The sequence below is a fragment of the Variovorax sp. W2I14 genome (genome assembly GCF_050435205.1).
Classification (GTDB): domain Bacteria; phylum Pseudomonadota; class Gammaproteobacteria; order Burkholderiales; family Burkholderiaceae_C; genus Variovorax; species Variovorax paradoxus_C.
In genome coordinates this window covers 3112777-3136118 of the sequence record NZ_JBNDJX010000001.1, presented here as the reverse complement: position 1 = coordinate 3136118, position 23342 = coordinate 3112777, and the positions used below count along the sequence as shown (strand labels likewise).

General features: G+C 66.9%; 19 protein-coding genes. 9 read left to right on the top strand and 10 right to left on the bottom strand.

The features are described 5' to 3' along the window. Window positions 1-115: 115 nt before the first annotated feature. From QF040_RS14820 to fhuF, 3 genes are all read right to left on the bottom strand, one after another. Window positions 116-2341: a TonB-dependent siderophore receptor gene (locus tag QF040_RS14820; protein WP_429611672.1), complete on the bottom strand. Its 2226-nt coding sequence runs from the start codon at window positions 2339-2341 to the stop codon at window positions 116-118. An 88-nt stretch (window positions 2342-2429) separates the two neighbouring features. Beyond that, on the bottom strand, window positions 2430-3275 hold the full coding sequence (locus QF040_RS14815; protein WP_429611671.1) for a formyltransferase family protein: 846 nt from the start codon (window positions 3273-3275) through the stop codon (window positions 2430-2432). A gap of 118 nt (window positions 3276-3393) precedes the next feature. Then, complete coding sequence (gene fhuF, locus QF040_RS14810) at window positions 3394-4107, bottom strand: siderophore-iron reductase FhuF (RefSeq protein ID WP_429611670.1); 714 nt, start codon at window positions 4105-4107, stop codon at window positions 3394-3396. A 250-nt stretch (window positions 4108-4357) separates the two neighbouring features. Between fhuF and QF040_RS14805 the strand changes: the two genes are divergently transcribed. The 3 genes from QF040_RS14805 to QF040_RS14795 all read left to right on the top strand — a co-directional run bounded on the left by QF040_RS14805 (window position 4358) and on the right by QF040_RS14795 (window position 7794). Then, window positions 4358-6085 (top strand): cyclic peptide export ABC transporter, encoded by a 1728-nt coding sequence (locus QF040_RS14805; RefSeq protein ID WP_429611669.1) that lies wholly within the window; start codon window positions 4358-4360, stop codon window positions 6083-6085. Between the two features lie 48 nt (window positions 6086-6133). Further along, window positions 6134-7441 carry a lysine N(6)-hydroxylase/L-ornithine N(5)-oxygenase family protein gene (locus QF040_RS14800; RefSeq protein WP_429611668.1) on the top strand — a complete coding sequence of 436 codons (1308 nt, stop codon included), beginning with the start codon at window positions 6134-6136 and terminating at the stop codon, window positions 7439-7441. Between the two features lie 113 nt (window positions 7442-7554). Next, the gene (locus QF040_RS14795) at window positions 7555-7794 is read left to right on the top strand and encodes a hypothetical protein (protein ID WP_429611667.1); all 240 of its coding nucleotides are present in this window, start codon (window positions 7555-7557) and stop codon (window positions 7792-7794) included. 21 nt (window positions 7795-7815) lie between these two features. On the opposite strand, the gene QF040_RS14790 is transcribed toward QF040_RS14795, so the two are convergent. Next, on the bottom strand, window positions 7816-8520 hold the full coding sequence (locus QF040_RS14790) for a glutathione S-transferase N-terminal domain-containing protein (protein ID WP_013542693.1): 705 nt from the start codon (window positions 8518-8520) through the stop codon (window positions 7816-7818). A 67-nt stretch (window positions 8521-8587) separates the two neighbouring features. Continuing rightward, window positions 8588-9424 carry a phosphate/phosphite/phosphonate ABC transporter substrate-binding protein gene (locus QF040_RS14785; RefSeq protein ID WP_429611666.1) on the bottom strand — a complete coding sequence of 279 codons (837 nt, stop codon included), beginning with the start codon at window positions 9422-9424 and terminating at the stop codon, window positions 8588-8590. A gap of 255 nt (window positions 9425-9679) precedes the next feature. Here QF040_RS14785 and QF040_RS14780 point away from each other — a divergent pair, with 255 nt between their 5' ends. The 4 genes from QF040_RS14780 to QF040_RS14765 all read left to right on the top strand — a co-directional run bounded on the left by QF040_RS14780 (window position 9680) and on the right by QF040_RS14765 (window position 15240). Then, on the top strand, window positions 9680-10999 hold the full coding sequence (locus QF040_RS14780; protein WP_429611665.1) for an MFS transporter: 1320 nt from the start codon (window positions 9680-9682) through the stop codon (window positions 10997-10999). A gap of 129 nt (window positions 11000-11128) precedes the next feature. Beyond that, window positions 11129-12517 carry an FAD-binding oxidoreductase gene (locus tag QF040_RS14775; protein WP_429614654.1) on the top strand — a complete coding sequence of 463 codons (1389 nt, stop codon included), beginning with the start codon at window positions 11129-11131 and terminating at the stop codon, window positions 12515-12517. 3 nt (window positions 12518-12520) lie between these two features. Continuing rightward, on the top strand, window positions 12521-14146 hold the full coding sequence (locus tag QF040_RS14770) for a tannase/feruloyl esterase family alpha/beta hydrolase (RefSeq protein WP_429611664.1): 1626 nt from the start codon (window positions 12521-12523) through the stop codon (window positions 14144-14146). Between the two features lie 80 nt (window positions 14147-14226). Further along, entirely contained in the window at window positions 14227-15240 is a 1014-nt protein-coding gene (locus QF040_RS14765) for a LysR substrate-binding domain-containing protein (RefSeq protein WP_429611663.1), read from the top strand. Here QF040_RS14765 and QF040_RS14760 read toward each other — a convergent pair. Further along, the gene (locus QF040_RS14760) at window positions 15225-16850 is read right to left on the bottom strand and encodes a class I adenylate-forming enzyme family protein (protein ID WP_429611662.1); all 1626 of its coding nucleotides are present in this window, start codon (window positions 16848-16850) and stop codon (window positions 15225-15227) included. The genes QF040_RS14765 and QF040_RS14760 overlap by 16 nt on opposite strands. A 154-nt stretch (window positions 16851-17004) precedes the next feature. Next, window positions 17005-17844, bottom strand: coding sequence for a hypothetical protein (locus QF040_RS14755; protein WP_429611661.1), 840 nt, complete (start codon window positions 17842-17844; stop codon window positions 17005-17007). A gap of 163 nt (window positions 17845-18007) precedes the next feature. Here QF040_RS14755 and QF040_RS14750 point away from each other — a divergent pair, with 163 nt between their 5' ends. Further along, on the top strand, window positions 18008-18661 hold the full coding sequence (locus tag QF040_RS14750; RefSeq protein ID WP_429611660.1) for a DUF1345 domain-containing protein: 654 nt from the start codon (window positions 18008-18010) through the stop codon (window positions 18659-18661). Window positions 18662-18790: 129 nt separating this feature from the next. Here QF040_RS14750 and QF040_RS14745 read toward each other — a convergent pair whose 3' ends face one another. From QF040_RS14745 to QF040_RS14735, 3 genes are read right to left on the bottom strand one after another with little or no spacing between them, the layout of a single operon-like run. Next, on the bottom strand, window positions 18791-19723 hold the full coding sequence (locus tag QF040_RS14745; protein WP_429611659.1) for a DMT family transporter: 933 nt from the start codon (window positions 19721-19723) through the stop codon (window positions 18791-18793). A 19-nt stretch (window positions 19724-19742) separates the two neighbouring features. Continuing rightward, the gene (locus QF040_RS14740; RefSeq protein ID WP_306882848.1) at window positions 19743-20240 is read right to left on the bottom strand and encodes a methylated-DNA--[protein]-cysteine S-methyltransferase; all 498 of its coding nucleotides are present in this window, start codon (window positions 20238-20240) and stop codon (window positions 19743-19745) included. Between the two features lie 6 nt (window positions 20241-20246). Next, on the bottom strand, window positions 20247-21845 hold the full coding sequence (locus QF040_RS14735; protein WP_429611658.1) for a DNA-3-methyladenine glycosylase 2 family protein: 1599 nt from the start codon (window positions 21843-21845) through the stop codon (window positions 20247-20249). Between the two features lie 110 nt (window positions 21846-21955). Between QF040_RS14735 and QF040_RS14730 the strand changes: the two genes are divergently transcribed. After that, complete coding sequence (locus QF040_RS14730; protein WP_429611657.1) at window positions 21956-23338, top strand: phosphomannomutase/phosphoglucomutase; 1383 nt, start codon at window positions 21956-21958, stop codon at window positions 23336-23338. Window positions 23339-23342 lie beyond the last annotated feature (4 nt).

Below are 23342 nucleotides of genomic sequence, written 5' to 3'. Positions count from 1 at the left end.
TTGATTCACCCGCCGGCTGGCGGAATGCAAAAAGGTCCGGCGCATTGGATGCGCCGGGCCTTTTCTATTCAAGGGCCCACTCAAGGCGCATTCGCGCCTACGGAGCCTTGCCTGCTTACCAGCGGTAAGCTGCCGTCGCAACGATCGAGCGTGGAGCGCCGTAGTAGCACTTGCCGAACTGGTCGCAATTGGCGATGAAGTCCTTGTTGGTCAGGTTGCGCAGGTTCAGCGCCAGGCTCCAGCGTTCGAAGTCGTAGCCGATCATGGCGTCGAACACCGTGGAGGCAGGCACCTTGTACGGCGCAACCTTCTCGCCGTCGCCGTAGTTCGAGCCGGTGTATCGCGCACCCAGGCCCACCTTCACGCCACTGGTGAAGCGGTAGTCGGCCCAGATCGCGAACCGGTGGCGCGGCACCGCATTGGCTTGCTTGCCGACTTCGGCAGGGTTGGCGCTGGCCGTGACGATGGCGCGCGGCGTGTAGCCATAGGACGCGGTGACGTTCACGCGCGAGGTGAGTTCGGCGGTGCCTTCGAGCTCCAGGCCGCGGACCTGGATTTCACCGGTCTGCTTGGGGATGAAGTTTGCGTCGTTCGAGATGTAGTTCTGGCGGCGCAGGTCGAAGATTGCCGCGCTGTAGCTCTGCTTGGTGCCCGGCGGTTGGTAGCGGATGCCCGCTTCGTACTGCTTGCCGGTCTCGGGCTTGAACGGCTGGCGACTGACCGGATCGAGTCGGCCGGTCGGCGAGAACGACTCGGTGTAGCTGAGGTAAGGTGCCACGCCGTTCGGCGCCAGGTAGACGAGGCCTGCACGCTTGGTGAACTTGTTCTGCGAGATGCTCGTGCTCTTGGCCGTCAGGCGGTCGAACACGTCGCTGTCGCCGCTGTCATAGCGGCCGCCCAGCGTGAGCGCCCAGCGGTCGCCCCACTTGATCTGGTCCTGGATGTACAGGCCGGTCTGGGTCAACCGGGTGTCGGCGTTCATCCACGGTGCGCCTTCCTTGATCGGGCCGACGTATACGGGTGCATACACATTGATCGTCGGCGCGGTGCCGGTGGAGAAGCTGTACTGGTCGATGCGGTTGCGCTGGTAGTCCAGACCGACCAGCACCTTGTGCTGCCAGTCGCCCGAGCGCAGGTCGGCCTGCACCTGGTTGTCGATGCTGAAGGAGGTGACGCGCTCGCGGCTGCCGGTGGGGTAGCGGCCCAGGAACATGAAGTTCTGCGGATTGAGCGGATTGCGGGCGTCCACGGTGGTGAGGCGGCGCAGCGGCCAGACACCGGCGTAGTCGACCTTCAGCTCGCCGTAGCGCGCGTTCTGGCGCACGGTGATGGTGTCGTTCACTCGGTGCTCGAACTCGTAGCCCACCAGCCACTGGTCGCTGTTGAAGTGGTCGTAGTTGGCGTCGCCGGTCGCCAGCGATGGCGAAAGGCGGGTGCCTATCGCAGTTGGAATCAGCGAGCCGACCTGCGGCTGGATGCGGTTGTAGACACCGGCACGCGTGCGATCGATTTCGGCGTGCACCGTCAGCTTGGTGTCGTCCGAGGGGCGCCAGGTGATGGAGGGCGCGAAGTACGAGCGGCGATCGGGCATCTTGCCGGCGGGAAGGTCGCCGTCGCGGATCAGGCCGACCACGCGGTAAAGCACCTTGCCGTCGGCGTCCAGCGGACCCGAGAAATCGCCGGCGATCTGCTTGCGGTTGTGGTCGCCGATCTGCATCTGGAGCTCACGCAACGGTTCGGCCGTCGGCCGCTTGCTCACGACATTGACCACGCCGCCTGGACCGCTTGCGCCATACAAGACCGAAGCGGGGCCGCGCAGCAGCTCGATGCGCTCTGCACCGTAGTTCTGGGTACGCCAGACACCCCAATTGCCGTTGTTACGCAGCGGCAGGCCATCCAGGTAGAAGCCCGGTGCATAGGCGTCGAAGCCGCGCAGCGTGAGCCAGTCGTAACGCGAATCGGCACCGAAGGTCGTGATGGCCACGCCTGGCGAGTAGCTCAGCGCATCCTTGAGCGTGGTGGAGCCCGTGGCCTGCATGCGGTCGGAAGTGACGACCGAAATCGACTGCGGCGTTTCGATGATGGGCGTATCGGTCTTGGTGCCCGTGCTGCTGCGCTTGGCGACATAGCCGTTCACGTGGCTGGTGGCGCTTTCCTCCGACTCGGCATTCACCGTCACCGCCGGCAGCGTGGCGATGGCGGGATTGCCGCCCGCGGGTGCCGCCGCGGGAGCGGGCGTCTGGGCATGGCTGCCGACGCTCCAGAGCGCAGCGGTCGTGCCGAAGGCTGCCGCAAGCGAGGCATGCAGCAGGCGTTGGCGGGGGAGGAAAGGAAGTTGCATGAAAGGACTTTGAAAGTATTAAAGGGCGGCCGGATTTTAATGAGAATTGTTCTCATTTCAAGCCGAAACTTCGTCCAAAGAGATGCGCCTAGCGAGTTTGCGGACCCAAGACGTGGGGCGCCAACAACGACATGCCTTGATGCATGGCCGGAAAGAGGCTCCGGTTGAAATTGTTCCAGCGCAATTCAAGGATCGTGTCTTCCGGATCGATGGGCGTGTCGAGCACGTCAAAGATGACTTCGCCCGAATCGATGCCGTTGTCCACGTAGTGCAGCGAGGCACCGGTCCGGTCGACCACCGGGACTTTCACCTTCGTCATCGCGGCCCAGTCGACCACCTTGTGGCCCTGCGCACCGTGCAGCGCATCGAGCGTGGCATAGGCGCCGCGGCGCTGGAAGGGCGACTCGAGCCGCGTGATGCCCGGATGGATGTTGACGATCTTCCGGTAGTAATGACTGCCGGGCCGCACCAGTTCGTCGAGGATGACCAGCAGTCCGTCGAGCAGCACGACGTCGGCGCCCAGCGTGAGCAGCTTGTCGAACAGCGCGCGTTCGAACGCGCTCTTGCCCGCCGCCCGCCCGGGCGCATTGAGCGGCAGCCGGCGGTAAGCCGAGGGCACGGGATGCAGCATGTCTCGAAGCAGCTTGCCCTGCGCGCGCAACTCCGCGGGAAAGATCCATTTGCGCTCCGGATGCCAGGCGAACCCATAGTCCGCAAGGGCTTCCTGATCGCGCGGCGATTGCGCGTCGTCGTCGTAGACGATGCCTTCGAGCGAATACGCGTCGCCCAGCGGCGTGGTATCGAGCGCTTCTGCCAGGTACTCGAGCGGCGACTTCATGTAGCGCGGCGCGCCCTTGTAGTCGACGTTCTGGCCGGCCTTGTCGGCGGCGGCGTTTCGCAAGGACATGATGTAGACGAGCTTGGCCTTGGGCATGGTGGTGTCTTTGTAGGGTGGGTGATGTTGAACAGGGCGGGCCGGCGCCACTCAGGCGCGCACGTTCCCGTGCTTCCCCGCGCCGCCCCTTGAGGAGACGAAACGCGGCGCGATCTGTTCACCGGTGTTGCGGCGCCAGCGGGCAGATGCTGCAGTAGCCCTCGTCGGGCAACAGGTGGTTGAGGCAGCACTGGCGGTGCAACTTGACCGGCACCGCGCGGCGGTTCTCCCACCGGGTGATTTCGCGCCGGCACCCGTGCAGCGGATTGGCCGCTCCTTGTGCCCACGTCGCACGGTGCAGCAAATGCTCGCGGTCCTGCACAAACGGCGCCGAGCCGCCGGTGAGCGCCACGCCTTGGTCAAGGATCGGCTCGAGAATCCGCGCGGCATTGCCCCAGAGGATCTTCGGCGCGATCCGCGTCAGCCTAGCGATGGCCGAGAACAGCGGCGACAGGTGCTGCGACAACAGCGGCGCATAGCGCTGCGCGGTGTCGGCACCGTGCTGCGGCGTGCCCAGTTCCCGAATGTGAAAGCTCACGGCCTCGGCGCAGCCGTCGAGCTGCACCCACATCTGCGATGCCGCGGCTGGAAAACCGTGATGGAACACACTGGCGCCCGCCACCAGTGGCGGCAACAGCACGGAAAGATATTCGAGGCTCCAGGCCGAGGCGACGGCGCGCAGGTCTCCGTCCGTCACGCGATGCACGGCCGCATGCCGGTTCAGCACCTCGGCCAGCAGCGCGGCGGACGCCACCAACTCGGACACGCGCAGCGCCCCCGAAGGAACTTCCGGCGCGCACACCAGACGTTCGCCGAGCGGGCGCCAGTTCACCGCGGAAGATGGGCTCCAGCAGGGCAATCACGGAAGGGCGCAGCAGTGCTCGGTGGGCATGTCTCCAAGACGTTCTCGCGCTGCGCATGTTCATCGCGGCGAATGCCGATGAACATCGGCCACGCCCGACCGTCTATGCAGAAGGTGGCCTCGTGCCGCCCGCATCCTGCCCGCCGGGCCGGATGGCTCCCAGCTGTTTTCCGGGTCCCGTCGCGGGGCCTTCGTCGCCCCGCGGGCGGAAAGAGTTTGCATGACATCGACCCCTGGCAGTGAAAGCCGCGAAGGCAGCGGCGGCGCCCAAGGCGGCGGCAACGGCGCGGAAATCGCGCAGCTGCTCAAACCCTTCCTTCCGTGGATCGTGCTGTCGCTGGTCACAGGCGTGTGCGCGGGCGCGGCCACGGTCGCGCTGCTGCGCACCATCAACCTGGTGCTCAACCAGGAGGGCGGCATGGCCGGCGGCCTGCTGCTGACCTTCATCGGCCTGTGCCTCGTTGCGCTGTTCGGCCGCATGGCCTCGGACGTCTCGACCAATTTCGTTGGCCAGCGCCTGGTGGCCCAAGTGCGCAAGAGCCTGGCGCAGAAGATCCTCTCGGCACCCATCGATGCGCTCGAGCGCTACCGCACCCACCGACTGATGCCTGTGCTCTCGCAAGACGTGGACATGATCAGCGATGTCGCCTTCGTGCTCTCGTCCACCTTGATCGCCGTGGCCGTCGCACTGGGTTGTCTTGGCTACCTGGCCTGGCTGTCGCTGCCGCTCTTTGGCCTGTTGGTGGTTGCGCTCGCAATCGGAGCGACGATCCAGGTCGTCGCCCAGACACGCGGCAGCGCCGGCTTCTGGAAGGCGCGCGAGCACGAAGACCAACTGCACAAGGCCTACCGCGCGATCAGCGAAGGCGCGAAGGAACTGCGCATGCACCGCGACCGCCGCACGCGCATGTTCGGCGACCAGGTCGAGCGCATCGTCGACAACATTCGCACCGTCAACAGCCGCGCGATCAACACCTACGTGATGGCCACGGCCTTCGGCTCGGCCTTGTTCTTCCTCCTGATCGCGATGATCCTCGGATGGGCCGCATTCCGCGCCACCGAGCCCGTGGTGCTCAGCGGCTTCGTGCTGGTGCTGCTGTTCCTGAAGGGTCCGATCGACATGATCGCCGGTGCGCTGCCGAACGTCGGCCGCGCCAAGGTGGCGTTCCAGCGCATCGCCGATCTCTCGGCGCGCTTCGCGACGCCCGAACCCCACCTGCACCTGGAGCGCCCCGAGGGTGGCGCGAAGATGGAAGAGGGCATCGGCATGCGCGGCGTGCGATACGCCTTCGATGCGCCCGAGGGCAGCGAGCCCTTCGTGCTCGGCCCCATCGACCTGCAGTTGCGCCGCGGCGAAATGGTGTTCGTGGTCGGTGACAACGGCTCGGGCAAGACCACCATGATCAAGCTGTTGCTCGGCCTCTACGCGCCACAGGGTGGCCAGGTGCTGCTCGACGGCGAGGCCGTGACGCCCGAGACGCGCGACGATTACCGCCAGCTCTTCACGACCGTGTTCTCCGACTTCTACCTGTTCGAAGACTTGGCCGCCAGGAAAGGCGAGAAGGGCGACATCGGCGGGCAACCGCTGCCGCAGGCGGCGCTGCCCTACCTGCAGCGCCTGGAAATCGCCCACAAGGTGAGCATCAAGGACGGTTCCTTCAGCACCGTGGACCTGTCGACCGGCCAGCGCAAGCGCCTGGCGCTGGTGCATGCCTACCTCGAAGGCCGTCCGGTGCTGGTGTTCGACGAATGGGCCGCCGACCAGGACCCGACCTTCCGCCATCTCTTCTATACCGAGCTGCTCCCCGAGCTGCGCGCCAAGGGCCATCTGCTGGTGGTCATCTCGCACGACGACCGCTATTTCCACCTGGCCGACCGCGTCATCACCATGAAGGCCGGCCGCATCGCGGAAGACCGGGTCCGTGCTCCCGCGAGCCTTGCTGCATGAAGGCCCGCACTTTTCGCCTGCATCCACACACTGAGGAGTTGACATCCCATGCAACACATCCATGACCTGATCGGCGTCGGATTCGGCCCTTCGAACGTCGCACTGGCCATCGCACTCGAAGAAAAACGCCACGGCGGCAAGCCGCTGGACGCCCTGTTCATCGAGCGGCAACCCAGCTTCGCCTGGCACCCGCACATGCTGCTGGAACAGGCGCATATGCAGATCTCCTTCCTGAAGGACCTCGCAACGCTGCGCAACCCGACCAGCCGATTCACCTTCATCAACTATCTGCACGAGCAGGGCCGGCTGCCGGACTTCATCAACCTCAAGAGCTTCTTCCCCAGCCGCCACGAGTTCAACGACTACTTGGGATGGGCCGCGGGCCAGTTCGAGGATTCCTGCGCTTACGGCGAGGAGGTGTTCGAGGTGCTGCCTGAAAAGCAGGGCGGCGAGGTTTCGCTGCTGCGCGTGTGCTCGCGCGGCGCCGACGGACGCGTGCAGGAGCGGCTCGCGCGCAACCTGGTGGTGAGCATCGGCGGCACGCCCAACGTGCCCGAGGCCTTCCGTGCCCTGCGCGGCGACGGGCGGGTGTTCCATTCGAGCACCTACCTCAAGGACATCGCGCGCCATGCCGATGCGCGCCGCGTCGCGATCATCGGTGCCGGCCAGAGCGCAGCGGAGATCTTCATGGACCTGCAGGGCCGGCCGAACCAGCCGCAGGTCGACCTCGTCATGCGGGCGCGCTCCATCCGCCCGTCGGACGACAGTCCGTTCGTCAACGAAGTCTTCAACGTCGACTTCACCGACTACATGTACAGCCGGGCGAGCGACGAACGCGCCGCGCTGCTCGATGAGTTCTCGCAGACCAACTATGCAGTCGCCGATCTCGATCTGATCCAGCAGATCTTCGGAGTCTTCTATCAGCAGAAGGTCGCGCGCGGCAATCGACTGCGCATGCTGCGCCAACATGACGTGCGCGCGGTGCGTGCCGCCTCCGACGGCATTCACCTCACGCTGCGCGACCAGGACGCGCAGTGCGAAAGCACGGTGCGCTACGACGCGGTGGTGCTCGCAACCGGCTATGCGCGCGAGCAGCACAAGGACCTGTTGAAGCCGATCGCGCCCTACCTGGGCGACTTTTCGGTCGATCGCTATTACCGCCTGCAAGCCGCGCCGGACTTCCATCCGGGCGTCTTCCTGCAAGGGGCCTGCGAGGACAGCCATGGATTGAGCGACACGCTGCTCTCCGTGACGTCCGTGCGCACCGGGGAGATCGGCAACGCGCTGCTCGCGGCCCAGCCGCGTGCGCGCAGCAGCAATGCTGTGCGAGAAGAGGCTCAGGCCGTTCAGCTCTAGCTGGTCAAGTCGGTCGGCTGATCATCCGTCCGGATGCCGGAGCGTGCGAGGTGATCCGGCCTCGCCTGCACGCAGCGACACAGAACCCGCGCATCCATCAAAGGCAGTCGAGGATGACTTCCAGAACCCACGTTCCCGCAGAGACCGCCTTCGACACAGCATGGACGCTGTTCTGCCAGCTGCACGACAGGCCTTCGCCCGAGCTCGCAGGCCAACTCGTCCACTGGCTTGCCGAGGACCCGGGGCATGTGCGTGCGCTCGACGAGGCACTCACGCTGTGGGCCCTCACCGGCGCAGCGCTGGTCAAGCCCGTGCTCGAAGAGGCTCAGCGCCGCGGCGCCGACTTGCAGTAGCCAGCTGATGCGGCGCGGACTTCAGCCCCGCTTGGGAATATTGAGCCCCTTCACCACCGCAGGCCGCGCCACGAACGCCTCGAGCACCCGCGCCACGTTCTTGAACTCGCTGAACCCCACCAGCTCGCCCGCTTCATAGAAGCCGATCAGGTTGCGGATCCACGGGAACGAGGCGATGTCCGCAATCGTGTACTCGTCGCCCATGATCCACGCGCGGTTCGCCAGGTGCTTGTCGAGCACGCCGAGGAGGCGCTTCGATTCGGCCACGTAGCGGTCGCGCGGGCGCTTGTCTTCGTAGTCCTTGCCGGCGAACTTGTTGAAGAAGCCGAGCTGTCCGAACATCGGACCGATGCCGCCCATCTGGAACATCACCCACTGGATGGTTTCGTAGCGGCCGGCGGCATCCTTCGGGATGAACTTGCCGGTTTTCTCCGCGAGGTAGATCAGGATCGCGCCCGACTCGAACAGCGCGAGCGGCTTGCCGCCGGGCCCGTCGGGATCGAGGATCGCCGGGATCTTGTTGTTCGGGTTGAGCGACAGGAACTCCGGCGACATCTGGTCCTGGGTCTCGAAGCTCACCAGGTGCGGCTCGTAAGCGAGGCCGGTTTCCTCCAGCATGATCGACACCTTCACGCCGTTGGGCGTGGGCAGCGAATAGAGCTGCAGGCGGTCAGGGTGCTGGGCGGGCCACTTGGCCGTGATGGGGAAGCTCGAGAGATCGGTCATGGGTGTTCCTGAAAAAGCGCAAGCGGGGGATTCTGCCCCCGCCTGTGTTTTTTTCAGACGCCGGGCTTCAGATGCCCAGCCAGCGCATCAGGTCCGCTTCCGAGTCGTTCGTGGCTGCGACGAATCCCGTGTAGTTCGATGCGGCAAGCGCGCGCTTGCCGGCATCGCTCTGGCTGAGGCCGAGCAAGGTTTCGCGCACGGTCGCGACGGTGGCCGCATCGGTCTTGGTGGACACGAGCCACTGCTTGATCGGCACGCCGCGCGATTCTGCGCAGACCTTGCCGCCCCCGTCGGTCCAGGTCTTGATCACGCCGGCCGATGCGGTCGCGCCATACGCGGCGAAGCCGTTGGTCACGTAGAAGGGCACGGCCTCCTGGAAGCGCGTGTTGGTCACCTTGACCGCGGACTCCGCAACGCCGTGCTCGCGCAGCATCGCGCGCGTGATCACCGAGGTGATCGAGTCCACCTCGGGCAGCACCAGGCTCTTGCCCGCGACGGCCTTCCAGTCGGAGATGGGCTGCGCCTGCTTGCACAGGAACGAGACCTTGTAGTCGGTGTAGCCCGCGGTGAAGGCCAGCGCCTTGTAGTTGCCCGACTTCACCGCTTCGAGCGCGACGTGCGCCGGGTGGATGAACACCAGGTCCACCTCTTTCTTCTTCAGCGCCTCGCGTGCCAGGTTGTACGAGATCAGCACCTTGATCGTCACCGGCTGCTTGAGCGCCTTGCTCAAGGCTTCGGCAATCGGCTCGAAGCGCGGGGCGATCTGCGCCTCGGTGACCTGGTAGCTCACGCCTTCGGTGACACCGATCACAAGCGCATGGGCCGAGGCGCCGGCCGTGAGCAGGAGCGCCGCGAGCCCGCGTGCGGCCATGCGAAGCGACGAGGGGAGGGTGCGGAATTCCATCGGGGGCTTTCTTTCAGAGCGGTCCAAGATTGTTACAACATGTTGAATTCGATCATAGACAGCCGAAACGTTTGCGCCCTCACGGGTTAGTACCAAGGTGAACATTTCTGATGCGCACGGGCAACGCCTGCAGCCATCTCGTTCGGAGATATGCAGGTCTTCAATCCATATGAATCTTGCGTGTTAACCCGCTGCGGCGAGGCCGCCCGGCGCCGCGACCATCGTCTCCACAACGAAAGCGAGACACAAAACCCCATGAGCACACCCGCAATGACACAGCCCTACGAGGGCCGCTTCGACAGCACCTCCGACGCGGTCTACCGCAAGGTCAGCTGGCGCCTGATTCCGCTGCTGTTCCTCTGCTACATCGTGGCCTACCTGGACCGCGTGAACGTCGGCTTCGCCAAGCTGCAGATGCAGGGCGACCTGCAGTTCAGCGAGGCGGTGTATGGCCTGGGCGCCGGCATCTTCTTCGTCGGCTACTTTCTCTTCGAGGTGCCGAGCAACGTGGTGCTGCACCGCGTGGGCGCGCGCCGCTGGATCGCGCGGATCATGGTCACCTGGGGCCTGCTGTCGGCGGCAACGATGTTCGTGAGTTCGCCGATGTCGTTCTACGTGATCCGCTTTTTGCTCGGCGCGGCCGAGGCGGGCTTCTTCCCCGGAATCATCCTGTACCTCACCTACTGGTACCCGGCCGCGCGGCGCGGCAAGGCGACTTCGCTCTTTCTCGCGGCGATTCCGTTCGCGGGCATCCTCGGCGGACCGATTTCGGGCTGGATCTTGCAGGGCATGGGCGGCGTGCATGGCTGGGCCGGATGGCAGTGGCTCTTCCTGCTGCAAGGCCTGCCGACCGTGGCGCTGGGCGTGGTCGTGTGGCGCTACCTCGACGACCGCGTGAAAGACGCGCAATGGCTCACGCCGGCCGAGCGCGAGCTCATCGCACGCGACATCGCGGCCGAAGACGCGGGCAAGTCCGAAGCGAAGATCCTCACCGTGCTCGCCAATCCGCGTGTCTGGCTGCTGGCGCTGGTGTACTTCTCGTTCGTCTCGGGGCTCTACGGCATCTCGTTCTGGCTGCCGAGCATCATCAAGGCGATCGGCGTGAAGGGCGCGCTGGACATCGGCCTCGTCAGCGCGATCCCCTGGGCGTTCGGCGTCGTCGCGATGTACCTGGTGGCGCGCAGTGCCGACCGCCGGCTCGAGTACCGCTGGCACAGCGCCATCGCGGCCGTGGTCGGTGCCATCGGGCTGGTGCTGAGCGTGGCCTTCCATGGCAACGCCGTGTATGCGATGGCCGGGCTCACGCTGGCCACCATGGGCATCATGGCCACGCTGCCGATCTTCTGGGGCATGCCGACCGCGTTCCTCGGCGGTGCGGCGGCCGCGGCGGGCATTGCCTTCATCAACTCGTTCGGCAACCTCTCGGGCTTCAGCGCGCCTTTCATGATCGGCTTGATCAAGGACGCGACCCGGAGCACCGACGCGGGCCTGCACATGCTGGCCGCGCTGCTCGTCATCGGCGCAGTGCTCGTGCTCTTCGTCAAGCCGGAAGCCGCTTCTTCGAAGAAGCGCTGAGGCATTCGTTCCCCGCACCGCGGCATTCGCCCGCGGTGCTTTCCCAGAGTTCAGGAAAGAAGACCCCATGGATGCGGTTGTGAGTCCCCCTGCGCGCGCGCGAAAAAACGCCGCGCCCCCTCGAGCGAGCTGCTCGGGTTGCTGGAGCGCCGCTTCGGCGAACGCTGCTCGACCAGCCAGGCCGTGCTGCTGCAGCACGGCACCGACGAATCGGCGTACCTGCCGCAGCCGCCCGATGCGGTCGTCTTCGTGCAGAGCACCGACGAGGTGGCCTTCGTCGTCAGGGCCTGTGCGCGGGAGCGCGTGCCGGTCATCGGCTTCGGCGTCGGCTCGTCGGTCGAAGGGCATCTGCTCGCGGTGGAAGGCGGCGTGTGCGTCGACTTCTCGCAGATGAACAAGGTGCTGGCGATTCGTCCCGACGACCTCACGGCCACCGTCGAGGCCGGTGTGACGCGTGGGCAACTGAACACGGCGCTGCTGGAAACCGGCTTCTTCTTCTCGGTCGATCCGGGTGCGGACGCATCCATCGGCGGCATGGTCGCGACCGCCGCCTCGGGCACGAACACGGTGCGCTACGGCACGATGCGCGACAACATCGTGAGCCTCACCGTGGTCACCGCCAATGGCGACGTGGTGCGCACCGCATCGCAGGCGCGCAAGAGCTCGGCGGGCTACAACCTCACGCAGCTCTACTGCGGCTCCGAAGGCACGCTGGGCCTCATCACCGAAGCGACCGTGCGGCTGCATCCGCACCCCGAGGCCTATGCGGCGGCGGTGGTGCACTTTCCGACGGTGGCCGCCGCGGTCGACTGCGTGATCGAGTCGATCCAGATGGGCGTGCCGCTCGCGCGCGCCGAGATGCTGGATGCGCTCACCATCCGCGCCGTCAACGCGCACAGCCGCACCGCGCTCCACGAAAGCCCCACGCTCTTCCTCGAATTCGGCGCGAGCAAGGCGCAGATCGACGAGCAGTCGGACATCGTTCGCGAGATCGCGGCCAATCACGGCGGCGGCGAATTCCAGTGGGCCAATCTGCAGGAAGAGCGCTCGCGGCTGTGGACGCCGCGCCATCACGCTTACTTCGCGTGCCTGCAACTGAAGGCCGGCAGCCGCAGCCTGACCACCGATGCCTGCGTGCCGCTGTCGGCCCTGGCGCAGTGCGTGGAAGAAACCCAGGCGGACATCACCGAGCACGGCCTGCTCGCACCCGTGTTCGGCCATGTCGGCGACGGCAATTTCCACTGCCTCGTGCTGGTCGATCCGAACGATGCGGCAGAGAACGAAGCGGCCGAAGCCTTCAGCCACCGGCTCGTGCAGCGCGCGCTGCGCCATGGCGGCACATCGACCGGCGAGCACGGCGTGGGCCTTCACAAGATGCAGTACCTCGTCGAGGAACACGGCGTGCACACCGTCGGGCTGATGCGCGCGATCAAGCAGGCGCTGGACCCGCACGACATCTTCAACCCCGGAAAGATCATCGGCCCGGCCGAGTCTCTTCCTCTTCATCAGGAGACATAAAAAATGAAAGCCAGGCACACGCTGGTCTCGATAGCGGTTGTCATGTTTGCGGCCGGTTGCGGCGGAGGCGGGGCCAACGGGGGCTTCTCGCCGCTGCTGCTTCCGGCCGCTCCTGCTGCACCCCCGCCCGGGGCACCGCCGCCGCCGGCCATGTCGCTCGCCGAGAAATGCCCCACGTTGAAGGGGCAGACGCTTGCCGCAGGAGCCGTCGCCATCGACGATGCGAAGGTCGCCGCCGCATCGGCGCCGCAGCCGGAGTACTGCGTGGTCACCGCGAGCTTCAAGGGCTCCACGCTGCGCTTCGAGGCGCGGCTGCCGACCTCGGGTTGGAACGGCAAGCTCGCCTTCATCGGCGGCGGCGGTTTCGACGGCCAGATGCCCACGGCCACCGCCGCGCAGTTCAGTGAATCGATCTTCACCGAGCGCTACGCGACGGTCGGCACCAACGGCGGCTACGACTACCCCGGCGCCACCGACCTCAACTACTTCAAGGGCGAGTTCGCCCTCGATCCGGTCAAGCTGCTCGACTTCACGCAGCAGTCCGAACACCGCGCGCTGCCGCCGGGCAAGGAGGTGATCGCGCAGTTCTTCGGCACCGCGCCCACGCGCAGTTATTTCGAAGGCTGCTCGATGGGCGGACACGACGCGATGATGCAGGCCCAGCGCTTTCCCGAAGACTTCGACGGCATCGTGGCGCGCGCGCCGGCCGGCAACATCATGGGCCTCTTCATGCAGTTCAACCGCATCGCCAAGCAGGTGCGCGTGCCGGCCAACACGCTGAATCCGGCAAAGCAGACGCTGCTGGCCGACGCGGTGCTGGCGCAGTGCGACGGGCTCGACGGCGTGGCCGACGGCATCATCTCCAGGCCAGCGGCGTGCACCTTCGATGCGATGTCGCTGCGCTGTGCAGGCGGCGCGGACACCGGCGACAGCTGCCTGTCCGATGCCCAGATTGCCACGGTGAACACCATCACCTCGCCGATCGCCACGTCCGATGGCGCGTGGTCGCACACGGGCTACAACTTCGGCGCGGAGAACTCGCCCAAGGGCTGGGGTGAGTACATCTGGCCGCAGGCGGCATTCGGCGGCGCTTCGGTGCAGGGGCTCTTCTCCGACGGCTTCGTGCGCTCGTTCATCACGCGCGATCCGCTGTTCGACACCTCCACCTGGAACCCCGACCAGTGGCTCTCGCGCATGGGCGTTATCGGCGGCATGTTCAGCGCGGCCGATCCGGACCTGGGGCGCCTGCATGCACGCGGCGCGAAGCTGATCATGTGGAACGGCACCAACGACACCTCGGTGAGCGCGCGCGACAACGCGCGCTATTACGAGCAGGTCGTCGGCACTCTGGGCGCGCAGAAGGCGGACGAGACGGTCGAGCTCTTCCTTGCGCCCGGCGTGGGCCACTGCTACGGCGGCGCGGGCCCCGACAAGGTCGACCTGCTGAAGGCGATGTCCACCTGGGTGGAGCAGGGCGTGCCCGCCTCGGCGCAGAAGCTGGTGCACCGCAAGGTCGATGGCGCAGGCGCCACCACGATGGCGCGCCCGATGTGCAAGTACCCCGCGTACCCGCGCTACAAGGGCGCGGGCGACGTGAACGATGCGGCGAGCTTCGATTGCGTGAGCTGACGAGCGGTTGGCCGAGAGCGCGGTCCTAGAATGACCGGCCGCCCGCTGCACCCCCGCATCGGGCGGCCGGAGACACGCCGATGGAGTTGCGCCAGTTCAAGTATTTCGTCGCCATCGTGGATTGCGGCAGCCTCTCGCGCGCGGCGCAGCAGCTCTTCGTGGCGCAGTCGGCGCTCAGCAAGCAGATGGCCGAACTCGAAGGCGAACTGGGCACGCCGCTGCTGCTGCGAAGCCGCAACGGCGTCACGGTGACCGAGGCGGGCAAGGTGTTCTACGAATACGCGCAGGGCATCACCAAGCAGGTCGGCGATGCGAAGGCCGCGGTGCACGTGGCGGCGGATTCGGTGGTCGGCTCGGTGGTGGCCGCGCTGCCGCAGAGCGTGTCGCCGATGATCGCGCTGCCGTTGATGCGCGCGGCCGCCAGGCGCTACCCGGACGTGGTGTTCCATCTCAACGAAGAACTCACCGGCAACATGGCCGACCAGTTGCTGCGCGGACGCGTCGACGTGGCGATCTTCTCGCCCACCATGCCCGCGGAAGACATCGCCTTCACGCCGCTCGTCGAGGAGGACTTCGTCTTTCTCGAATCGCCGCAGGACCCGCGCGCGCTGCCGCCGGGCGACGTGAGCATCGAAGAGGCCACAGCGCGTCCGCTGGTGTGGCCTGCCAATGCGCATGGCCATTGCACACGCTGGCTGGTGGATGCGGTGCTCGAAGCGGCGGGTCAGCCGCCGGCGCGCGTGGCGGCGGAAATCAACTCGGTCTACACGCTGAAGGCGGCGGTCGAAGCCGGGCTCGGCGCGACCATCATGCCGCTCGGTCTTGCGCAGCGCGAGGTGCGCGAAGACCGGTTGAGGGCGCATCGCATCGATTCGCCTGCGATGTTCCGCACGCTCGGGCTGTGCGTGTCGGTGCACCTGCCGACGACGAATGCAAAGCGTGCGATCTGCAACCTGATCGGCGACGTGATCCGCGACCTCTGCACCAGCGGCCAATGGGAAGGCACGCGGCTCGCGGCGCCCGCAGGCAAGTCGAGAAAGGAAGTGCGCGCCTCTGCACCGCGACCGCCTTCACCGCTTCAGCCGCGCCGATAGTGGTCCTGGTGCGCCTGGCGCAGTTCGAACTTCTGGATCTTTCCGGTTGAGGTCATCGGCAGCGCAGGCAGGAAGACGATTTCCTTCGGCACCTCGAACCCGCCGAGGTGTTCCCTGCAATGCGCGGCGAGGTCCGCCGCGGTGAGCTCCGCCGCCGCATCGGGCCGGCGCGTGACGAAGGCGGTGATGGCCTCGCCCCAGTGGTCGTGCGGCAGCCCGACCACCGCCGCGTTGAGCACGGCGGGATGCCGCAACAGTACCTCCTCGACCTTGAGCGAGGGCACGTTCTCGCCGCCCGACTTCACCATGTCCTTCAGCCGGTCGAGGAAGATCAGTTGCCCGTCGTCGTCGAGCTTGCCGAGGTCGCCCGAGTGGTGCCAGCCGAAGCGCTGCGCGTTCGCCGTCGCCTCGGGGTCCTTGTAGTAGCCGAGCATCACGTTGGGACCGCGAAAGACGATTTCGCCGACCTGGTTCGCGCCGAGCAGTTCGCCGCTGTCGCCCATCACCGCGACCTCGTTCACCAGCGTGCCCACGCCCCAGTAGGAGCCGAAGCGCTGTCGCTGCTCGTGCACCTCGAAGATGGTGGCGCCGGGGTACATCTCGGTCTGGCCCGAGACCAATGCGAAGTTCGGGCAGAACTCGTCGAGCAGGCGCAGCAGCAATGTGCGTGACATCGGCGCCATCGCGTAGACGCACAGGCGCAGGCTCGAGAGGTCGCGCGCCTCGCGCTGCGGATGCGCGAGCAGCGCGCCGTACATCATCGGCAGGCCGACCACGACGGTGATGCGGTGGCGCTCGATGGCTTCGAGCAACGCGGCCGGATCGAAGCCCCGAAAGATGACGAGCGCGCCGCCGACCGCGAGCGCCGACATCAGCACTGTGTGTTGGCCGCAATGAAAGAGCGGCAGCACGCTGCTCCACACGTCGCAGCGCTCGGGGCTGCTGCCCCATTCGACCATGTTGCTCAGCAGCACCGAGTGCACGGAGGCGTGCGAATGCATCACGCCTTTCTGCCGGCCGGTGGTGCCGCTCGTGTACATGATGAGCGCAAGCTGCGTGCTGTCGATGTCCACATCGGGCAGCGTGGCGGCGCCCGTAGCGATCGCTTCTGCCACGGTGGGAATTCCCTCGGGCGGCGCATCGCCGTCGAGCACGCAGAGCATCGGCGCGACGCCTTGGTCCTGCAGCAGGTCGCACAGCGCGGGCTTGGCGTGCAAGGCCGTGTCGATCACGATGTGACGGATCTCCGCATGCGCGAGGATGTAGCCGATGGCATCGACCGCGAGCGCGGTGTTGATCGGCACCCACACCATTCCGGCCTTCTGGATGCCGAGCATCGCGACGACCATCTGGATCGAGTTGTTGCACAGCATGCCCACGCGCTCCCCGCTCGGAAGGCCGAGGCCCAGCAGGTGGTGCGCGAAGCGGTTCGATGCGGCGTCGAGCTCGCTGTAGCTCATGCGGTGCGCCCCGTCGATCAATGCGGTGCGCGCGCCGAAGCGCCGCGCGGAACGGTGGAGCACGTCGCCCAGCGCAATGCGCGAGATGCGCGAGATGCGTGCTATGGAGGGGGATGGCTGGGGCGTGGGCGCGGGGCGGACTGCGGGCATGGCTTCGTGTCTCCGGTCTTCGGTCGGTCGTTGATCGATCTCGCGGCCAGAGGCTAGGGCCCGCCCGGCGCCGCGTCTTGCGAAGAGTGGCTACACGAAGAAAGGCCCGCCGAAGCGGGCCGCCTGCCGATTCAGGATTTGGCTCGACCGCGCGTCAGAAGCGCGCCTTCAGGAAGGCCGAGGGGCCTTGCAGCCGCACCTTGAGCCGCGAGTCGGCGGTGCTGCCGTCGCGCGTCAGGTCGATGTTGGTCACGCCATAGGAGACCACGAGGCCCACGTTCTTCACAGGGAACCACTCGACGCCGGCCGATGCGTTGTAGATGTTGCCGTGGAAGCGGCCGCTGCTTTTCCACACGCCCGAGGCGTCGGCGAACAGGCGCAGGTCGGGCGTGATGGCGTGGCGCACGCCAATTTCGAGCAGCGGCGCGACCGCGTTGTCGCTCGAGCTTTCGTTCAGCGTGCCAACCTGACCGTTCACCGCGGCAAATGCGGTGACGCCCAGCGTGGCGCGGTAGTAGGCCGCGCCGGCACCGAGGCCGAACACCGTGTTGCCCGAGCCGAGCCACCACTTGTACGAGAGCTTGGCGAAGTCGAGCTTGGTGTTGAGGTTCGCGTTGCCGAGGGTGCTCAGCGTGCCGAAGGGGCCGAGCGAGGTGTTGTTGCCGAACTGGCCGCCGTACTCGCGCTTGTACTGGTAGTAGTCGAAGGAAATGCCGTGGCTGTCGCCGATCAGCAGGTCGGCGGTGATGCGGGGCATCGTCACCCGGCCGGGCTTGATGTCGCCCGTCTGCAGCGTCCCGTAGGGCGTGGCCACCGAGGCGTCGAGCTTCGGATCGGCACTGAAGCCGCCCACCGAGAAACTGAACCGGTCCAGCGCCGGCGAAGGGTCGGCCAGCGCGGGTGCGGTGGCGAAGAGGAAACCGGAACCCACCAGCGCACCGAGGGCGCCGAATCTGAACGTCCAGTCGAGCGGACGGGAGCGGAACGACAGCATGAAAAATCCTTCGGAAATTGAAGAAGCCCCGGGCATTGCCTCGGGGCCAGACTCCCTTGAATCGCAGTACCTTAGTGAGGCGTCAGAACGCGTCGAATGCGCGGAATGCGGCTCTTCTTGTAGGAATTTCTTGATGGTGCGGAGGGCGGCGCTACAGTGCCGCATGCGCAAACACCTCTCCACGACCACGGGCCCGCAGCGTCTTCTCTACGGCTCCGTTGTCGGGATCGCCGTGGCGCTGGCACCGTGGCCCGTCGGCGGCATGGCGCGCGGGCTGGCGGGCTGGTGCGCGGGGGTGCTGGTGTACCAGGTGCTGACCTGGTGGCTGATCGAGACCTTCGACGCGCGGCGCACGCGCGAGCGCGCGCAGTCGCTGGACCAGCCCAACCTGATGATCCTGGTGTCGATGCTGGTGGTGGTCGCCGTGAGCGTGATCGCCATCGCGATGCTGCTGCAGCAGGTGAAGCAACTGACGGGCTGGGAGCGCGCGGGCCACGTCGTGCTCGGCGTGGTGGCGCTGGTCGGCTCGTGGCTGATGATGCACACGATCTACGCCTTTCACTACGCGCACCGCTACTACATCGACCAGAAGGGCGGCTCGCCCGATGGCGGCCTCGACTTTCCGGGCAAGGACGACCCGGACTACTTCGACTTTCTCTACTACTCGTACGTGATCGGCATGACCTCGCAGGTGTCCGATGTGCAGGCCACATCGCGCGAGATGCGGCGCATCACGCTGATCCACAGCGTGCTGGCCTTCGCGTTCAACATGCTGGTGCTGGCGCTCTCCGTCAACGTGGTAGCGGGCGCCATATAAAGCTCGGCCCGTCTTACTCCCTCCCCTTTCGGGGGAGGGTTGGGGTGGGGGCACGACGGCGCCACCATCGGGCGCTCTGCCTGCCCCCATCCCAACCTTCCCCCGGAAGGGGAAGGAGCAAGACAAAAGTCAGGCCGTCTTTGATTTCGGGCCGAGCCGCACGATGCCCGTCGAGAGCGCCACGCCGCACACGATCACCACGGCGGAAATCAGCATCCACTGCGTGATGCTTTCGCCGAGAAACACCGCGCCGTAGAAGAGCGCGAACACCGGGACCAGAAAGGTCACGGTCAGTGCGCGGGCCGGCCCGGCGCGTTCGATCAGGCGGAAGAACAGGATGTACGCCACGCCCGTGCAGGCGATGCCCAGCGCCAGCAGCGCGAGCCATGCGCGCAGGCTCGGCATCTGCGCGGGCCAGAGCCAGATGGCCGGCAGCGCGAGGAAGAGCGTGGCGCCCAGCTGGCTGCCCGTTGCGGTGGCCAGCGGCGGCACACCGCCCAGGTAGCGCCGCGTGGCGCTGGCCGAGATGCCGTAGCACAGGCACGCCCCGAGGCAGGCGATGACGGCCCACAGCGCGGCGTTGCTGCTCGCGCCGGCGTGCAGGCCGGCGCTCCGGCTCGCGAGCATCGCGACGCCGGTAAAGCCGATAACGAGGCCGACGATGCGCGAGCCGCTCGGCCGCTCTCGGAACCACGCCCACGCGACCAGCGCGCCGAACATCGGCACGGTGGCGTTGATGACGGCAGCGAGGCCGGAGTTGATGGTCAGGAGCGCAAAGCAGAAGAGCGCGAACGGCATCCCCGAGTTGAAGACGCCGACGCCGAAAGTGGCCTTCCAGTGCGTGGCGATGGCCGGCCCCTGGCCGCGCACCAACGCGATCGGCAGCAGGAACAGCGCGGCGATCGCCACCCGCACCGCGGCCGTCGGCAACGCGCCGAATTCGGCCGCGCCGATGCGCATGAAGAGAAAGGATGCGCCCCAGAGCGCACCGAGCAGCACGAGGTCGATGAGCCAGGGCTTGGCGATGCTGGTGGCAGTGTTGTTCTGTGTTGTTGTGCTCATGCGTCTCTCGGTTCTTTTCTTATCTCGCGCCTTCCAATTCGAGGAGGGCGGTCTTGCGGTGAAGCCCGCCAGCGTAACCGGTCAGCGAACCGTCGGAGCCGAGCACGCGGTGGCAGGGAACGATCACGCTGATCGGGTTGCGCCCCACGGCCGCGCCCACCGCGCGCACCGCGGCCGGGTTGCCCACATGCACGCTGAGCGCACCGTAGGTCATGGTCTTGCCGGCGGGAATCGCGAGCAGCGCCTGCCACACGCTCTGCTGGAACGCGGTGCCGTGCGACAGGTCCAGCGGCATGTCGAAGTCGCCGCGCTTGCCGGCGAAATAGTCGCGCAGCTGCGTGCCGGCCTCGATGAGCGCCGGATGGTCGTCCTTCGCGATCCAGCCCGTGGTGTCGGGCCAGTGGCGCTGCTGGTCGAACCAGACGCCGGCCAGGCCCTGGTCTGTGGCCGCCATCGTGATGCCGCCGAGCGGCGTGTCGATGTGCGAGGTGTAGATGGTCTTGCTCTTGAACTTCATGACATTTCAGGCTGCGACGCCTGCCGTTGCGATGTGGGGAGAATCCGCCGCCATTTCTTCAGTGGCGGCTGGGGGAGAAGAGGGCGCGTGCCAGGCCCGCAGCACCGCATAGCTGCGCCAGGGCCGCCATGCCTGCGAGGCCTCGCTGGCCGCGCGCGCGGTGGTCACGCCCAGCGCCTTCTGCAGGGCGACGTCGCCGGCCGGAAATGCATCGGGCCAGCGCAGCGCGCGCATCGCGATGTACTGCGCGGTCCAGGCACCGATGCCGGGGAGTTCCTGCAGCGCGGCGATGGTCGCGGGCACGTCGGCGCCCGCATGCAGCGCCAGCTTGCCGGCCGCCACTTCGCGCGCGATGGCCTGCAGGGCGGCCTGGCGTTGCCGCACGATGCCGAGCTGCCCCAGCGCATCGCCGCTCGCCGCCGCGAGTGCCGCGGGTGTGGGAAACAGCTTGTCCAGCCCGTCGATGGGCGTGGCGATGGGTTCGCCGAACGCCTCGACAAGCCGCGAGCCCAGCGTGCGCGCCGCGGCCACCGTGATCTGCTGACCCAGCACCGCGCGCACCGCGAGCTCGAAGCCGTCGACCGTGCCGGGCACGCGCAGTCCGTCGCCGTGCGGGAAGGCCGCATGCAGCGCCGCGTTGATCGCCATCGGTTCGGCATCGAGATCGAGCATCGCGCGGGCCCGGCTGATCACGATCGGCAGCACCGCGGCGAGCGAATCGCTGACCGACAGCAGCATCTGCTCGCGTTCGAGGTCGAAGCGCAGCTGCAGCCATCCGGCGTTGGCCTGCCCGCGTTGCTGCACGCGCAATGTGCGGGCCAGGCGCACATAGGTCGGCGTGCTGCCCTTGGCGGGCGCCTTGCCGTCGGCTGTGGTCGCCACCTCGACACCACGCAGGGCGCGGCGCGCGAAGAAGCCGAGCATCGCGTTCACGTCGTAGGGTGGACGAAAGCCCAGCCGCACTTCGATCGCCTTGCCTTCGCCACCCTGTGTGCCGCCCGCGCGCCGCAGCGCACTGGGGTTGAGGCCGTAATGTTCGACGAACGCGGCATTGAAGCGGCGCACGCTCGCGAAGCCGCTGGCCAGCGCCACCTGCGTCATCGGCAGGCGCGTGTCGGCGATCAGCTGCTTGGCGGCCAGCAGGCGCCGCGTCTGCAGGTATTGCAGCGGGGAGACGCCGAACTGCGCCTCGAAGATGCGCCGCAGGTGCCGGTCGCTCACACCCAGTCGCGCCGCGATCTGCGCCGCGCCGGGGCCGTTGTCGTCGCCGTGGGTCCATGCGTCGGGCTCGTCGATCAGCCGTGCGGCCTGCAGCGCGAGGATGCGGGAGGCGTCTTCGGTCGACCAGCTGGCCGCGCGCGGCGCCAGCTCGGGCCGGCAGCGCAGGCACGGGCGGAAGCCCTCGGCCTCGGCCTGCGCCGCATGCACGAAGAACCGGCAGTTCTCGCGCCGCGGCAGCTTCACGCGGCAGACCGGCCGGCAATAGATGCCGGTGGAGGTCACCGCAGTGAAGAACGAGCCGTCGAAGCGCGCATCGTGCGTCTTCATCGCCAGGTAGCAGGCGTCGCTCTCGAGCGCTTCAGAGGGGGCTTGGGTGGAAGGCATGGACAAATGATACGGTTTCGAGTCGTTTCAACTGGCCGTTTTCGGACATGTGGGCAGGCGGGGCGTTGCCTACAATCCCCGTTCCAAAAACCCACAGGGAAACGCCTTTTATGCAGCTCAGCGCGTCGATCTTCAAGGCCTATGACATCCGCGGCGTCGTGCCCGTCACCCTCGATGCCGAGGTGGCCGAAGCCCTCGGGCGCGCGTTCGGCAGCGCCGCCCGCGCCGCTGGCGAGAAGACGGTGGCCGTGGGGCGTGATGGACGCCTGTCGGGCCCCGCACTGGCCGAGGCCCTGATCAAGGGCCTGGTGGCCACCGGCGTCGAGGTGATCGACGTGGGCGCGGTGACCACGCCGATGCTCTACTTTGCGGCCCACACGCTGTGCACCAGCGGCATCCAGGTCACCGGCAGCCACAACCCCAAGGACTACAACGGCTTCAAGATGGTGCTGGCCGGCCGCGCCATCTACGGCGACGAGATCCAGGGCCTGCGCAAGACCATGGAAGACGGCACCGCCAAGCTGGCACCGGGCGGCAGCGTGCGCAAGGTCGATGTGACCGACGCCTACGTCAAGCGCATCGCGGGCGACATCAAGCTGGCGCGTCCGATGAAGATCGTGGTCGATTCGGGCAACGGCATCGCGGGTGCCACGGCCCCCGCCATCTTCCGCGCCATCGGCTGCGAGGTGGTCGAGCTCTTCAGCGAGGTCGACGGCGATTTCCCCAACCATCATCCCGACCCGAGCAAGCTGGAGAACCTCAAGGACCTGATGGCCGAACTGGCCAAGGGCGAAGCCGAACTGGGCCTGGCCTTCGACGGCGACGGCGACCGCCTGGGCATCGTCACCAAGGACGGCCAGAACATCTTCCCGGACCGCCAGATGCAGCTCTTCGCACAAGACGTGCTCTCGCGCGTGCCCGGCGGCACCATCGTCTACGACGTGAAGTGCTCGCAGCGCCTCGCGCCCGCCATCGAGGCCGCGGGCGGCAAGCCGATGATCTACAAGACCGGCCACTCGCTCATCAAGGCCAAGATGAAGGAAATCGATTCGCCGCTGGGCGGCGAGATGAGCGGCCACATCTTCTTCAAGGAACGCTGGTTCGGCTTCGACGACGGCACTTACGCTGGCTGCCGCCTGCTGGAAATCTTGAGCAAGAGCCCGGACGCGAGTGAGGTGCTCAACGCGCTGCCCACCAGCTTCTCTACGCCCGAACTCAACGTGGCCTGCGCCGAAGGCGAGCCGCACGCGGTGGTCGACACGCTCGTGAAGGGCGCGAGCTTCGCCGCACCCGCCAAGGTCTCGACCATCGACGGCCTTCGCGTGGACTGGCCCGATGGCTTCGGGCTGATCCGCGCTTCCAACACCACGCCCGTGCTGGTGCTGCGCTTCGAAGGCCAGACCGATGCCGCGCTCCAGCGCATCCAGGCCGAAATGCTCGCGCTGCTGCGCACCGCCAAACCCGACGCCAAGCTGGCCGAAGCTTCCCACTGACACC